9 protein-coding genes and 1 pseudogene are annotated in these 14810 nt (G+C 77.4%); 4 read left to right on the top strand and 6 right to left on the bottom strand.

Annotation, left to right across the window (positions count from 1 at the left end; all coding sequences use genetic code 11):
• Window positions 1-453 precede the first annotated feature (453 nt).
• The 5 genes and pseudogenes from FHN55_RS02945 to FHN55_RS02925 form a co-directional block, all read right to left on the bottom strand.
• Window positions 454-1143, bottom strand: coding sequence for a signal peptidase I (locus FHN55_RS02945; RefSeq protein ID WP_139710605.1), 690 nt, complete (start codon window positions 1141-1143; stop codon window positions 454-456).
• Complete coding sequence (locus FHN55_RS02940) at window positions 1140-1685, bottom strand: hypothetical protein (protein WP_139710603.1); 546 nt, start codon at window positions 1683-1685, stop codon at window positions 1140-1142. Before FHN55_RS02940 ends, FHN55_RS02945 begins: the two co-directional genes overlap by 4 nt.
• Before the next feature lie 34 nt (window positions 1686-1719).
• Entirely contained in the window at window positions 1720-2343 is a 624-nt protein-coding gene (locus FHN55_RS02935; protein ID WP_139710601.1) for a hypothetical protein, read from the bottom strand.
• A gap of 3347 nt (window positions 2344-5690) precedes the next feature.
• Window positions 5691-8144 (bottom strand): annotated as a pseudogene (locus tag FHN55_RS23180) (hypothetical protein); the annotation flags it as partial.
• Window positions 8145-8369: 225 nt separating this feature from the next.
• Window positions 8370-9281 carry a PKD domain-containing protein gene (locus FHN55_RS02925; RefSeq protein WP_180357600.1) on the bottom strand — a complete coding sequence of 304 codons (912 nt, stop codon included), beginning with the start codon at window positions 9279-9281 and terminating at the stop codon, window positions 8370-8372.
• A 172-nt stretch (window positions 9282-9453) separates the two neighbouring features.
• Between FHN55_RS02925 and FHN55_RS02920 the strand changes: the two genes are divergently transcribed.
• Window positions 9454-10365, top strand: a complete 912-nt coding sequence (locus FHN55_RS02920) for a hypothetical protein (RefSeq protein WP_180357599.1) — start codon at window positions 9454-9456, stop codon at window positions 10363-10365.
• Between the two features lie 113 nt (window positions 10366-10478).
• Here the strand turns inward: FHN55_RS02920 and FHN55_RS02915 are convergent, their stop codons facing one another.
• Complete coding sequence (locus tag FHN55_RS02915) at window positions 10479-11024, bottom strand: hypothetical protein (protein ID WP_139710595.1); 546 nt, start codon at window positions 11022-11024, stop codon at window positions 10479-10481.
• Window positions 11025-11159: 135 nt separating this feature from the next.
• Between FHN55_RS02915 and FHN55_RS02910 the strand changes: the two genes are divergently transcribed.
• From FHN55_RS02910 to FHN55_RS02900, 3 genes are read left to right on the top strand one after another with little or no spacing between them, the layout of a single operon-like run.
• Window positions 11160-11852, top strand: coding sequence for a helix-turn-helix domain-containing protein (locus FHN55_RS02910; protein WP_139710593.1), 693 nt, complete (start codon window positions 11160-11162; stop codon window positions 11850-11852).
• The gene (locus FHN55_RS02905) at window positions 11849-13540 is read left to right on the top strand and encodes an amidohydrolase (protein ID WP_257570652.1); all 1692 of its coding nucleotides are present in this window, start codon (window positions 11849-11851) and stop codon (window positions 13538-13540) included. Before FHN55_RS02910 ends, FHN55_RS02905 begins: the two co-directional genes overlap by 4 nt.
• Window positions 13537-14739, top strand: coding sequence for an ABC transporter ATP-binding protein (locus FHN55_RS02900; protein ID WP_139710591.1), 1203 nt, complete (start codon window positions 13537-13539; stop codon window positions 14737-14739). The genes FHN55_RS02905 and FHN55_RS02900 overlap by 4 nt, the downstream gene beginning before the upstream one ends.
• Window positions 14740-14810 lie beyond the last annotated feature (71 nt).

Below are 14810 nucleotides of genomic sequence, written 5' to 3'. Positions count from 1 at the left end.
ACTCGCACCCAGGTCGGGCCGCGGCACCTCGACGGCCTCTCACCTCGAGAGCCCAGCCCCGTCAAGGGGACACGGACGGACGGACCGAACAAGCCGTTCACCTGGGAGAGGAGGGCGTCCACTGCGTCCTCCGCCGCTGCACCTCTCGCGCGGCTCCGCGCGCGCCCCCGTCGTTGCACAGCCCTAGTGGCGCCTACCGCTCCGGGCGTCACTCAGGGCGTCGCCCTGGGCGCCCGCTCACCGGGCGCAGCAGCGCCTGCCCAGCCAGCTGCCGAGCAGCGCTTCTTCCGGTCTCGGACCGGGTCCACGAGTGGGACGAGGTCCAGCCCGTGGAACGCCGCTCGGGTGGCCGGTGAGGGACGTCCTCCAGGCCTGTCGCCCCCCACACCTGGGGCGGACCCGCGACCCGCTGACTCAGCGGCAGTCCGTCTCGATCCCGGCAGCGCGTTCGCCTCAGCGAGTCCGTGGCCCGTGGGCGGCCGCGCTCTCAGAGGGGGCCGGCCGTCGCGGTGCTGGGAAACCCACCGGCGGGGAAGCCGGGTCGGTGATGTCGAAGACCGAGGCAGGGCCCTGCGGCTGAGCTGTCGCGGTCACCTCGACCACCGCGTCCACCTCCGCGGCTTGGGCGACCGGACTCGGGCACGAGCAGCCCGAAGGCCTCATCGCGGACACGCCCTCGGCCACCGCAGCGGCGCCGAGCAGGAGGGCCATGGCGGCGCCGGGACCGGCCATGAACAACCAGCCCGCCCCGGGCGCCACGAGCACTGCTCGCCCCAGGTCGGCGCTGTTCAGGTCGACGGTCCAGGGGTCTGCCTCGGGGTTGACGTCACCGCGGGTGGTCATCGCTGTGGTGCCTGCGCGCTGCTCGAGGGACACCACCCGGTGCATCACCGGGTGGTGTCCGCGGGCGTACGGCTCCGGGGGAGCGAAGGCGACCACGTCACCGACGCGCACCTGCGACGGGGCCACGGGGACGGTCAGCACCAGGGAGCCCTGAGCCGCGTACGGGGTCATCGAGCCGGACAGCACCGGCACGGCGCGCCAGCCGTGCAGCTGCGCAGCAGCGGCCAGCACCACCCCGAGGGCGACGACGGTGACGCCGAGCCTTCGGGACCAACGCGTGGCGAGGCTCATCACGCTCATCCGGACGTCCTGTCCCGCGGGGCGCCGACGGGTGCGGCGCTGCTGCGCAGGTCAACAGACGCGCCAGCGCCGAGGGAGGTGGAGGTGCCCAGCTTGAGGTAGCGGCGTCCACCCGAGGGCAGCACCGCTTCGAGGGTGGCGGTGCTGGTCGACCCGAGCAGCACCGGTGCCGTGGACACCGTGGTCTCGCCTGCGGCGCAGGTGCCCGTGACCGACCACGGCACGTCGCAGCCCTTGGCGGTGACCACCAGGTTGGCCGCGCCGCCGGTGGTCACCGTGACGGTGACCTCGGCGGTCACGGTGGAGGTGTTGACGGCGTCGACGTACCCCGGACCGAGCGCCAGGAGCGCTGCGGCGGAGTAGGTCTCGCCCCGCGGGGTGGTCGTCCCACCGGGTGCCCTGGTGTCCAGCCGGCTGCTGATGCGGGCCAGGGTCAAGGGGGCGGTAGCGGTGGAGTCCCGGGCCCGCCAGCCGGCGCTGGCTGGGGCAGCTGTGGCGATGATCGCTCCAGTGGTGCCGGCGGCGACGGCTGCGGTGATCACCGCAGCCGTGCGCCGGCGGGGCAGCGCGGGCGGCTCAGCCCGTGGTGCGGTCACGGTTGCCCACGAGGTCGCTGACCACCGACATGCTCAGCGATCCGGTGGTGCCCATGAGAGATGCCGGTGCTGAGGGGTCGACGGTCACTTTGTAGCGGACGTGCTGCACCGCGGTCGGTGCGAGGATTCCGTGGGCGATGGCCAGGCCTGAGCCGACGCTGCCGGAGGCCAGGACGTTCTGAGTGCCCGGGCAGGTGGCCGCCGCCGTGTTCCAGGCCGCTGAGCAGGACTCGACAACGGCGGTCAGCCCGCTGCCCAGCGCAGCGGAGGACACCGTGCCGGTGAAGGCGCCGACCACGGTGCTGGTGTTGGTGACGTCGACGTAGCGGTACAGCCAGTCACCGGGTAGCAGGTCGGAGACGGGGGTGGTGAGCTGGCCGCCGGTCGCACCGACCACAGTGGCGCCCACGGTGGCGGCCCTCAACGACGCGCTGCTGGCCGAGGCAGTGGCCTGCCAGGAGGCGAAGGCGCCGGTGCCCAGCAGGCTGCAGCCACCGACCAGCAGCACCACGGCGCCCAGGCGGCGGCGCCGGTGGCTGTGGCTCGGGCAGTCTTTCTGCTCGCGCGAGGCGCTGGGTGCTGTCGGGGAGGAGGCGAGAGACATGGGCGTCGTTCCTTCGGCGCTCGGAAGCGCCGCCTTCAGGACGCCTCGCAAGATGTGTCGGACACGAGAGATTCACTGTTGAGTGCCGCCGACCAGGCCGAAGCGATCGAGGCTGTCCCACCTTGGGGGGACGGGGTCGGGTGGTGCCAACTCCTGTCGAGGCGGCATCCCCGCTCGTGGGCGTCGATGCCGACTGACGCCAGTCGTCGCACGAGGGACCGTCTGCCGGTGGGCTGCGACGTGGAGTCCCGAGGCCCGAACCCTCCGACCAGCGGTGTTCCGACGACCCGCCCGGAGGACCGCCTCACCCGAGGGGCGTCCTGCGGAGATCGACGTCCAGCGCCTGTCGAGGAGGCGACGGCAGGTCGGCGTCAGCCTCGCGAGCCGCTCCGGGGGCGCGGCGCTGACGGGCCGGAGGACAGCGACGTCGAAGCCGCCGACAGCTCGGACAGGTCCGAGAGGATCCGTGCGTGCCGGGCGCGCAGAGCCTCCACGTCGGCCTGGGCCTGCTCGAGCACGGACTCAGCCTCCTCGCGCAGCTTCGCGGACTCCTTCGCGGCGTCCTCGAGGAGCTTGTGCGCCGCGGTGCGCGCCTCGGAGAGCAGCGCCTCGGCCTCGACCGAGGCGGACCTGCGCTGCTCGGAGGCCTCGCTGCGGGCGCGGGCCACCTCCTCGGCCACCTGGTCCACCAGGGCGCGCGCGCCGGCCTCGGCCTCAGCGGCCGAGCGGGCCGCCGCCGCCGCGGTCTGGGCGGCCTGCGCCGTGGCGCCCTCCACCAGGCGAGAGGCCTCGGCCTGCGCCACCTCGAGCGCCTCGCGGGCCGCGCTGCGGGCCGCAGCCGCCTCCCGGCGGGCGGCGGCACGCAGCTGCTCGCTCTCGGTGCGGGCCGCGGTGCGCTCGGCGGCGCTGTCCTCGCGGGCGCTGCCGAGCAGCTCCTCGGCCTCGCCGCGGGCGGCGCCCAGCACCTCCTCGGCCTCGCGGGAGGAGGTGGCGCGCAGCTCGGCCGCCTCCCGCTCGGAGGTGGCGCGCAGCTCGGCCGCCGCCTGCTCGGAGGCCTGACGCAGCTCCACCGCGATCCGCTCGGCAGCGTCGCGGACCTCCTGCGCGGTGCGCTCGGCCGCCTCCCGCACCTGCTCGGCGTGCTCAGCAGCGGTGCGGCGCAGCTCGGCGACGTCGAAGTCCGCGGCCTGCTGCTCGCGCTCGAGGCGCTCGGACGCGGCCGTGGTCAGCTGCTGGGCGCGCTCGCGGGCCTGGCGGACCGTCGCAGCGGCGTCGGCGTGGGCCTTGCGAGCGGCGGCGTCCGCCGCGTCGGCCGCCTGCTCGCGCACGCGCTCGGCGTCGGCGTCGGACTGCTGCAGGCGAGCGGCCGCCTCGGCGAGCACGCGAGCGGCCTCCGCCTCGGCGGCGGAGCGGACGCGCTGCGCCTCGGCGCGAGCGGCCTCGGCCTCCTCGGCGGCGCCCTCGCGCAGCGCGTCGGCACGAGCGGTGGCAGCGGTCAGCGCGCGCTTGGCCTCCGCGTAGGCGTCGGACGTGGCGCGGCGCGCCTCGAGAGCCGCCTGCTGACGGGCCTGGTCGGCCTCGCGGCGGGCGCGGGCGGCCTCCTCGTCGGCCTCGCGCTGCGAGGTCGACAGCAGGGAGGCGGCCTCGGAACGGGCCCGCTGCAGCTCGGCCTCGGCCTGCTCGCGCAGCAGCAGGGCCTCGTCACGCAGGGCTGCGGCGGCCGAGCCGGCCTGCTCCCCCGTGACCAGGGCGTCGGCGGCGGCGCGCTCCAGCAGCTGCTCGGCCTCGGCCTGGGCCCTGGCCAGGTCTGCGGCGGCGCGCTCGCGCACCGCGGTGGCCTCGGCCAGGACGCGCTGGGCCTGCGCCTGCGCCTCGGCGCGCGAGGCGGCCGCGGCGGACTCGGCGGCCGAGCGCTCCCGCGTGGCGCGCTCCTGGGCGGCCACCAGCAGCCGGTCGGCCTCGGCCTCGGCGGCGCGCTGGCGGGCCTGGGCGCGGGCGGTGATGTCGTCGGCGGCGCGCTGGACGCTGGAGAGCATCTCCTTCGCCTCGGCGCGGGCGGCCGAGACGATCTGGTCGGCCTCCACCTCGAGCGCGGTGCGGGCGCTCTCGGCGTCGTTGAGCAGGGAGACGCCGCGCTGGCGGGCGAGGGTCAGCAGCTCCTCGGCGTCCACCTGGGCAGCCGCTCGGACGTCGTCCGCGTCCGCCGCGGCGGCCGTGGTGATGCGCACCGCCTGGGCGCGGGCGGAGGCGAGCAGCTCCTCGAGCTCGTCGGCGGCCTCCTCGCGGGAGGCGTCGGCCTCGCGGGCCACCGCCTCGGCCTCCGAGCGCGCGGCGGACAGCACCTCCTCCGCCTCGGCGGCGGCGTCGGCGAGCATCTGCTCCACGGCGGTCTGCGCCGCAGCCACGGCGCCCTCCGCCTCGGCGCAGACCTCCTCGGCGCTGGCGCGGGCGCGGCCCAGCACGTCGTCGGCCAGGTCCACCGCGTCGCCGTGGAGGCGGTCGGCCTCGTCGGCGGCGGTCTGCCAGAGCCGGTCCACCTCGCGCGAGGCCTCGGCGACCAGCGCAGCGGCCCTGTCGCGGGCGGTCGCCACGAGGCGCTCGGCCTCGGCGCGCGCGGCCTGGGCGTGCTCGCGGGAGCGGTCCCGCTCCGCCTGCACCTCCAGGTGCAGCGCCGCCGCAGAGGCGCGGGCCACCTCGGCCAGCTCCTCGGCCTCGCGCGCGGCGGCCTTCACGCCCTCCACGGCCTGCTCGCGAGCGGCCTGGGCGTGGCGTCGCGCGCCGGCGAGCACGGACTCGGCCTCGCTGTGCAGCGCGGCGGCGGACGCCCGGGCGGCCTCGGCCAGCTCGTCGGCCTCGGCGCGCGCCACCAGCTCCAGCGCCTCGACGCGCTCACGCGCCTTCTCGGCGTGGCTGCGGGCCCCGGCGAGCACGAGCTCGGCGTCGCGGCGAGCGGCCGCGGCAGCCGCGCGGGCCACCTCGAGCGCGGTGCCGGCCTCGCGGGCGGCGCGGTCGGCGATGGTGTCGGCGGCGGCCTGCGCCACCGTGCGCAGCTGGGCGGCTTCGGCGCGCACGGCGGCAGCGTCGGACGCCGCCGCACCCCGCACCCGCGACGCCTCGGCCTCGGCGGCCTGCAGCACCTCCTCCGCGCGCGTCTGCGCCGAGGCCAGCAGCTCCGCGACCTCGGCCTCGGCGGCGGCCAGCAGCGCGGCGGTCTCGCCCTCGGCAGCGGTGCGCAGCTCCGCGGAGGCGAACTCCACCGCGCTCTGCACCTGCGCGGCCTCGGCGCGAGCACCGGCGAGCAGCTGCTCGGCGTCTTCCTGCGCGGCGGCCAGCACGCCGGCGGCGNNCTCGGCCTCGGCCTCGGCGACGAGCTCGGCCGCCCCGGCCTCCGCCGTCGCGCGCAGCTCCGCGACGTCGCTCTCGGCGGTGGCGCGCAGGGCGGCGACGTCGTCGCGGGCGGCACCGGCCGCGGCGCGGGTGGCCTCGGCGTGGGCCAGCACCTGAGCCGCCTCGAGGCGCACCTGCTCGGCGTCGGCCTGCGCCGCGGCGCGGACGGCCTCCACCTGGGCGCGCAGCGCGTCGGCCTGCGCGGCCAGCTCGTCGACCACGGCGCGAGCGGCCTGGCGCTCGGCGTCGAGCCCGGCCAGCACCTCCTCGCGGACGGCCTCGGCCTCGGTGCGGGCCGTGGCCAGCAGCGCCGCCGCTCCGGCCCGGGCGCTGGCCAGCGCCTGCTCGCGGTCGTCGAGGGTCGCGACGCGCAGCGCCTCCGCCTCGTCGCGAGCGGCAGCGGCCTGCGCCTGGGCGGCGGCGCGCGTCTCCAGGAGCAGCGCCGAGGCCTGGGCGGTGGCCTCCTCCAGCACGCGGTCCGCGTCGGCGGCTGCGGAGGCCGCCTCGGCGCGGGCGAGCGCCAGCGCCTCCGCCGCCTCGGTGCGGGCCTGCTCCAGCAGCGCCAGCCCCTCGGCGCGCGCGGTCTCCCGCAGCCCCTCGACGTCGGCGAGCGCGGCCTCCCGCTCCAGCTCCAGCGTGGCGAAGACGGCCTCGCGCTCGGCGTCGATGTCGCCCTGGGCCGCGCGCAGCTCGTGGGCCACCAGCTCGGCGGCCTCCAGGCGCGCGGCCTCAGCGGCCCCCGCGGCCTCCTCGTGCAGCTCCTCGGCGTGCCGGGCGCGCTCGGCGGCCTGGTCGTGCAGCTCCTGGGCCTGCAGCAGCAGCGCCCGGGCTGCGTCCTCGGCCTGCTCGCGCAGCTGCGCGGCGACCGCCTCCGCCTCGGCGGCGGTGCGCTCGGCCTGCTCGGCGGCAGCGGCGCGCACGGCGTCCGCCTCGTCGCGGGCGGCCACCAGCGCCACCTCGGCGGCCGCGGCGGCCGCAGAGGAGACCTGCTCCCGCTCCTGCTCGGCGTCGGCCTGCACCTGGTGCGCGTCGGAGCGGGCCTGGCCCAGCAGCGCCTCGGCCACCGCGGCGGCCTCGGCGCGGACGCGCTCGACGTCCTCGTCGACCTCGGCCCGCAGCTGCTCGGCGTAGGCGACAGCGGCCGCCGCCTGCTTGCTGGCGTCCGCCCGGGTGCGGTCGGCCTGGTTGCGGGCCTCGGAGCGGACCTCCTCGGCCTCGGCGCGCAGCGCCGCGCCCTGGGCGGCGGCGCCCTCAAGGCGGGCCTGGACGTCCTCGTCGGCAGCGGCCAGGCGCGCCTCGGCCTCGCGGAGCAGCCGGTCGGCCTCCTCCTGCGCCGAGGTCAGCACCCGCTCGGCGGCGGCGCGGGCCTGGGCGAGGTCGGCCTCGGTCTTCAGGCGCAGCTCGCTGGCGTCGGCCTGCGCGCTGGCGCGCGCGGCGACGGCGCGCTCCACGGTGACGGCGGCCTCGCGGGTCACCTCGGCGGCACGAGCGGCCGCCTCGTCGATCATGGTGTCCGCCACCGAGCGGAGCACGCTGACGCGGTCCTCGAGGGCGGCGGTCTCCTCGACGAACTCCCCGCGGCGGGCGCGCAGGGCGGTGAGGTCGGTGCGCAGCAGGCTCAGCTGCTCGCGCAGCGTCGTGTACTCCTCGCCCATGGCGGCGAGCACCTGGCGGCCCTGCTCGGTGCGCGTCTCGAGGAGCTCCACCTCCTGCGCGGCGCGCGCGAGCATGCTCTCGGCGCGGTCCTGGGCGCTGCCGATGACCAGGGCGGCCTGCCGGGCGGACTCGGCGCGGGCGCACTCGGCGCGCTCGGAGGCCTCCTCGAGCAGGGCGCGGGCCTCGCGGTCAGCCGTGGAGCGCACCTCCTCGGCGTGGCGCTGGGCCAGACCGAGGAGCTCGACGGCGTGGTCGTAGCGGGACGGGTCCACCGCCGGCTGGACGGGCTGCGCGTGCTGGACCGCGGGCGCCTGCTGGTGCACGGGCTGGTGCACCGGCTGCTGCACCGGCGGGGTCCCGTACCAGTGCTCCTGCTCCACCGCGGCGGGGTGGTGCGAGGCGGCAGCGGTGGGCGGCAGCTGCACCGGGGCGTGGGCGGGCTGGGCGGGGTGGCGGCCGAGCCACTGGTCGAGGTGGTCGGAGACCTGCGGGCCCGGGGCCGCCGGTGCCCCGCCGTCGCGCAGGTCGATCACGGGTCGCCGCACACCGGGCTGGCCCGGCTGCCGCGTGGCCGCGCCCACCGGCGTCGGGGTGGGGGGCGTGCGGCCCGCGGCGACGGCGGGCAGGGAGACGGAGGTGTGGGCGCGGTGCGAGGCCACGCGCACCCGGGGCAGGGCGCGGGCGTCAGCGTCGTCGACGTCGTCCGGGTCGTCCCACGGAGACGGCTCGCCCGGGAACCCGGGGCGGTGCATCTCCATGCACGGATCGTGACACCTCGAACGCTCTGCGCGTGGGACTTCCGGCGCGTCGAGGCATGTCGCGCCGCCCACAGGCCTGCTCGCGCGGGCCCACGGACGCACCGAACCGGGACAGACCCGGGCTCACAGCCCATCTCCAGCGAGGCCGGTGTGACTGCTGTGAACGATGGTGCACCCGGGGGCGAGCCCGGCGTCGCAGGCGGGCACCGCCCCGGCGTGTCGCGCTCAGCCGACCACGCCCTCCACGAGCGCACCCGCCCCCGTGAGCACGGCCAGGGGCACGGGCGGTGACGCGACGTCCGCCGTGCCCGCCACCGCGGTCGGCGCACCGCCGTCCACGGTGAACTCCCCCGCGTAGGTGGTGGTGAGCGTGACCAGCACGTCCCCGCCGCGCTCGTAGGTGTGGGTGGTGCCCAGGGCCGGGAAGAGGGCGCCCGGGTCCGGGGTGGGCCCGAGCACGGTGCCGTCACCGAAGTCCCAGGTGTAGGCCACCGGCGTGGCCCGCACGGAGACCGCCGCGCCGAGCACGGCCGTGGCCAGCACGGCCGGAGCCGTCCCGGCCACGGCGTTGAGCGGCACCCCGACGAGCGCGTACCCGTTGCCCGGCTCGAGCACCACCTGCTGCGGCGGGATCGGCAGGCTGCGGAAGTCCGCGAGCGTCAGGCCCGGCACCGCCTCGCCGTCGGTCGCCTCCTGCCGGGTCAGGCAGCGGGTGCCGACGAGGTCGTAGGCCACGCCGTCCGAGGAGCGGTACTGCCAGTAGAACAGCCGCGGGGCGGCGCACTGGGTGGTGGCCAGCTCGCACGTGGTGGTGCCGGGCGCCTCCAGGGTGTTGCCGTCGCACGCCAGCACGTAGCGGTAGCGGTAGCGCGGCCCGCTCGGCGCCGCCCCTCCCCCGCCGCCCTGACCCGCCGAGCCGGCGCCGGGCACGTGCTCGCGGCACCCCACGTCCACGGAGCGGTCACCGAGAGCGCCGTCGCAGGCCGCCGCCGCGGCGGTCGGCTGCGTCCCGGGCACCGCCACGGCCACCACCCCCAGACCGACCAGGAGGACGACGACGAGCGCCGCCGCACGGGCCGGCGCACGGCGGGCGCGCGCTCGGCGCGGCGGCCGCGCGCGGCGCGTGACGGCGATCATGGGCGCAGCGTGGAGGAGCTGCGGGGTGCAGCGGGCGCGCACCCCCCCGCCCGGACCAGCGCCGTGCTCCCCCCGGGCCGCGGCCGTCCCGGGCCGTGACGGGTGGCCAGCGCTCGGTGATCGCCGGGGTCGCTCTTTACTCGCCCTTGACCATCCGGTGAGAGACTGGGGCATGCCCGCCGGCGTCCTCGGTCCCCTGTCCGCCACGTCCTCCGCAGCGCCCCGGTCGTCGCTCGGCTCCCGCACCCGCCGCTGGACCGTCGCGGCGCTCGCCGCGGCCCAGGTGGTGGCAGCGGTGGTCGCCTCCGTGCTCGGCGGCGGCCGGCCCGGCGGCACCGGCGGCTCCGACCTGCTCATCACCCCCGCCGGGTACGCCTTCGCGATCTGGGGCCTGGTGGTGGCCGGCTGCCTGGCGTACGCCGCCTACCAGCTGCCCGCCGGCCGTGGCGACGAGCCGCCGTACCGCCGCGTGGCCTGGCCGCTGGCCGGCGTCATGGCGGGCTTCGCGGCGTGGCTGGTGGTGGCCGCCACCGGCCCGGTGTGGGCGACCGCCGCGATCTTCGCGGTGATGCTCGCACTGCTCGTGCTCGCCTACGACACCGGGCTGCGCCACCGCCGGCTCATGCGCCTGCCCGGCCGGGTGCTGCTGCTCGGCACGCTCGGCGTCTACACCGGGTGGGCGGCGGTCGCGGTGCCGGTCAACGTCGCCTCGGCGCTGGCGGAGGCGGGGCTCCCCTCCAGCGGTGGCGGCGCTGCCGCCTGGCAGGCGGGGGTGCTGCTGGTGGCCCTGGGGGCGGGCGCCGCCGTGGTGCGGCGCTGGCGCGCCCGTGCGGCGAGCACGCTGGCCGCCGTGTGGGCGCTCATGGCCGTGGCGTTCGGGGCCGGTGCTCGCGACGGCGGGGCGCTGCTGGCCTCGGCGGCCGCCGTGGGAGCCGTGGCACTGCTCGGCTGGGCGGTGTGGTCGCGCTGGGAGGACCTGCGCCGCCGCCTGCAGGCGGCCACCCTCCGCGTCGGCGGTCCGGGCGGCCCCTTCGGCCCCGGGGGCCCTGGCGCGCCCGGCGGCCCGTTCGGCCCCCGTCCCTGACCCTCCCCAGCGTCAGGCACCGCCGCGGTGTCAGGCTCCTGAGGCCGGATCCGGCCTGACGGCCCTGACGCTGCGGCTCGGCCTGGCACTGCGGGGCGGCCGGCCGTCGGCGATCACGCCGCAGGACCCGGAGCAGGTGCGGGCGGGTCCTGCGGGGACGGCGACGGCGACGGCGACGGCGACGGGGCGTCCCCGCGCGCGTCGCCGTGGCCGAGCTCGAGCATCGCCTCGAGCATCTCCGCGCGCAGCCGCTCGATCTCCGGGGTCAGCCGCTCCACCGCCTGCCGGCGGCGCGGGGCGTCGGCGCGCCCCGGCGTCGTCGTCCCCAGCAGCAGGTGACGCGACCGCTCCAGCGCCTTCGCGCGGCGCAGCCACGCGTCGGCCTGGGCCACCTGGAAGGGGCTGCCGGCGCCCTCGGCGTCCGCGCGCGCCGACGTGGCGTGGTCGACGAGGGCGGAGATCTGCTGCGCGAGCCGGGCGTCCGGGGTACGGGCGGAGCGCGCGTCGGACCAGCGCTGGGTCAGCGCGCGGAAGCGCTCGCGGGTCTCGGGCTCGCGCAGGTAGGGCGCCACGATCGTCATCCAGCGGATGGCGTCGGGCCCGCGCTTGGCCGCCAGCGCGACCAGCTGGCGCAGCACGGCGGGGTTCACGGCGGGCACCCGGCCATCGTGACCGACCGCCGCGGTCCTGTCGCCACCACTTCCCGCGGAAGGACTACCGCCCGGCGCGCCCCGGGTCTACGGTCACGCCACCAGCAAGCGTTTCGCTTGCTCAGTGTGCGCGGAAGGTGGCACGTGGCTCACGACTCCCTTGCTGGTGCCGGTGTCCCGGTGCTGGTCACCGCGGTCGAGGACGACGCCCTGGGCGCGCGCCTGCGCTCCGCCCGCCGCAGGGCCCGGCTGTCCACCCGGGAGCTCGCCGAGCGCGCCGGCGTCAGCGCCGGCTTCGTCAGCCAGGTGGAGACCGGCAAGCGCGGGGTGTCCGTCAGCGCCCTCAAGCGCCTGGCCGACGCGGTGGGGCTGTCCGCCGCCGAGCTGCTGTCCGAGCGCCCGCCGGTCTCGCGCCAGGTGCTCCGGGCCGCCGAGCGCCCCGTCTTCGAGTCCGAGACGGGCCTGACCAAGCTGCTGCTCTCCCGCACGCCGCTGCAGCAGCTCGAGGTGTACGTCGGGCGGTTCGAGGTGGGTGGCTCCACCGGCGAGGAGCCGTACAGCCACGACGACGCCCAGGAGATGTTCCACGTCGTGGCCGGCCACGTGGAGTTCACCGTGGGCGACGACGCGTTCGTGCTCGGGCCCGGGGACACCCTCGAGTACCTGTCCGCCGTCCCCCACCGCGCGGTCAACGTGGGGGCCACGCCCGCGGAGGCCTTCTGGATCACGTCGCACTTCTCACCGCCGGTGGACCCCAACCCGGCGAGCGCCCGCCCCAGCCAGCACACCGGCCAGCACACCAGCCAGGCCCACCTCCAGGAGGGACGTCAGTCGTGAGCACCACCCTCGTCGTCAACGGCAGGCTGTTCACCCCCGCCGGGGTGCTCGACGAGCCGCTGCTGCTCTCGGGCGGCCGCATCGCGGCCATCGGAGACGCCGCGCGGGACGCCGCGTCCGCGGCCGGCAGCCGCCCCGCGGAGCTGGACGCTGCCGGCGGCCTGGTGCTGCCCGGCTTCCAGGACTGCCACGCCCACCCCCACCACGCGGGGCTCGACATCCTCTCGTGCGACCTGTCGCAGCACACGACCCGCGAGGAGTACCTGGGGCTCATCGGCGACCACGCCGCCGCCACCGCCGCCAGCGGCGAGGAGTGGGTGACCGGGGGCGGCTGGTCGATGGACGCCTTCCCCGGAGGCATCGCCACCGCGGCCGACCTCGACGCGGTGGTGGGAGACCGCCCCGCCTACTTCCCGACGCGCGACGGTCACACCGCGTGGGTGAGCTCCGCGGCGCTGCGCCTGGCGGGCGTCACCCGCGACACCCCCGACCCCGCGGACGGCCGCATCGAGCGGGACGCGGCCGGCGAGCCGGTCGGCACGCTGCAGGAGGGCGCGATGCGGATCGTGGCCCAGCACGTGCCGCTGGCCACCCAGGACGACCTCGACGCCGCGATGCGCATGGCGCAGCAGCGCCTGTTCGCCTGGGGCGTCACCGGCTGGCAGGACGCCATCGTCGGCGCGACCAACGAGGTGCCCGACACCCTCGACTCCTACCTGCGCCTGGTGGCCAGCGGCGAGCTGAAGGCCCGCGTGGTGGGGGCGCTGTGGTGGGACCGCACGCGCGGCCTGGAGCAGGTGGAGGAGCTGGTGGCCAAGCGCGAGCGCGCCGCCGCCGCCGGCTTCCGCGCCACGGCGGTCAAGATCATGCAGGACGGCGTCGCGGAGAACTTCACCGCCGGGATGCTGGAGCCGTACCTGGACGCCTGCGGGTGCCCGACGGGCAACGCCGGCAAGTCGTTCGTGGACCCCGAGGTGCTGCGGGAGGCCTGCACCCGCCTCGACGCGCTCGGCTTCCAGCTGCACGTGCACGCCCTGGGCGACCGCGCCGTCAGGGAGGCGCTCGACGGCGTCGAGGCCGCGCGGCGCGCCAACGGCCCGCGCGACGCGCGGCACACCCTGGCGCACATCCAGGTGGTCCACCCCGACGACGTCCCCCGCTTCGCCGAGCTGGGTGTGGTGGCCAACATGCAGCCGCTGTGGGCGCGCCACGAGGCGCAGATGGACGAGCTGACCATCCCCTTCCTCGGGGCGCGCCGGGCGGTGAACCAGTACCCGTTCGGGTCGCTGCACCGCGCGGGCGCGGCCCTGGCCTCGGGCAGCGACTGGCCCGTGAGCACCGCCAACCCGCTGGAGATCGTGCACACGGCCGTCAACAGGGCGCGGGTGGCCTCCGACGGCCGGTGGCTCGCCCCGTTCCTGGGGGAGCAGGCGCTCAGCCTGGCCGACGCGCTCACCGCCCACACGCTCGGCACGGCCCACCTCAACTTCGACGAGGCGCACAGCGGCTCCCTGGAGGTCGGCAAGGCGGCGGACGTGGTGGTGCTGGACCGCGACCCGTTCGCCCACCCCCTGCCGGAGATCGGCCTGGCCAGGGTCACCACCACGCTCGTCGGCGGGGAGGTCGTGTTCGACGCGACCTCCACCGCCTCCCCCACCGGCGGTCCCCAGACGGCGGGTGCGCGATGAGCCTGCTGCGCCCGACCCCGACGTCCGGCAGCGCGCCCGCGGCGGGCACCGACTCGAGCGCCGCCCGCGAGCTGGGCGGGGCGCAGGGGTCGGTGCGGCTGGCCGGTGTGACCAAGCGCTACGGCGACGCCGTGGCCGTCGACGACCTCGACCTGGACGTGCGCCCCGGTGAGCTGCTGTCGCTGCTGGGCCCCTCGGGGTGCGGCAAGACGACGACGCTGCGGCTCATCGGCGGCTTCGAGCAGCCCGACGCCGGCACCATCTCCATCGACGACGCCGAGGTGCAGCACCTGCCCCCGCACAGGCGGCCCGTGAACACCGTCTTCCAGAGCTACGCGCTGTTCCCGCACCTGTCCGTGGCCGACAACGTCGCCTACGGGCTGCGCAAGAAGGGCGTGGCGCGCTCCGAGCGCGGCGAGCGGGTGGCGAGGGCGCTCGACATGGTCCGGATGCGCCCCTTCGCCGACCGCCGCCCGGCGCAGCTGTCCGGCGGCCAGCGCCAGCGCGTGGCGCTGGCCCGGGCGCTGGTCAACCGGCCGCCGGTGCTGCTGCTGGACGAGCCGATGAGCGCGCTGGACCGCAAGCTGCGCGAGGAGACGCAGGTGGAGCTGACCCTCCTGCAGATCGAGCTGGGCACCACCTTCGTGTTCGTCACGCACGACCAGGAGGAGGCGCTCACGATGAGCGACCGGATCGCCGTCATGGACTCCGGCCGCGTCGCCCAGATCGGCACGCCGCGGGAGGTCTACGACACCCCGACGTCGGCCTTCGTCGCCGGGTTCATCGGCCGGCAGAACGCCTTCACCGGCGTGGTGGAGGGCCGCGACCCCACCTCGCTGACCGTGGTGGCCGGCCAGCGGCTGCGGCTGCTCTCCACGCGCGTCGTCGACGGCGTGGAGCGGCCCGCTCCCGGTGGGGCGGCCGCCGTCTCCGTCCGCCACGAGGCCGTCTCGGTGACGGTGCTCGAGGACGACGCCCGCGGCGACCGGTCCGCCGCTGCGCCCGAGGTGCCCAACCGGCTCGTGGGCTCCGTGGTCGACGTCAGCGAGCTCGGCCACTCGGTGATGGTCGTGGTGAGGGACGACGACGGCACGCAGGTCATCGCGCGCCTGCCCCGGGGAGCAGGCGCCCCGGCCACCCACGGCACCCGCGTCACCTGCTCCTGGAGGGCCGACGCCGTCCACGTCTTCACGCCCTGACCCGCAGCCCCACCACCGCAGCCCCGCACGACGCAGCCCCGCACGACCCCCCTCCGCCCAGCCCGAGGAGT

Source organism: Streptomyces sp. NP160 (assembly GCF_006335115.1).
Classification (GTDB): Bacteria; Actinomycetota; Actinomycetes; order Actinomycetales; family Quadrisphaeraceae; genus Quadrisphaera.
This window is presented reverse-complemented; position numbering and strand designations above follow the sequence as displayed.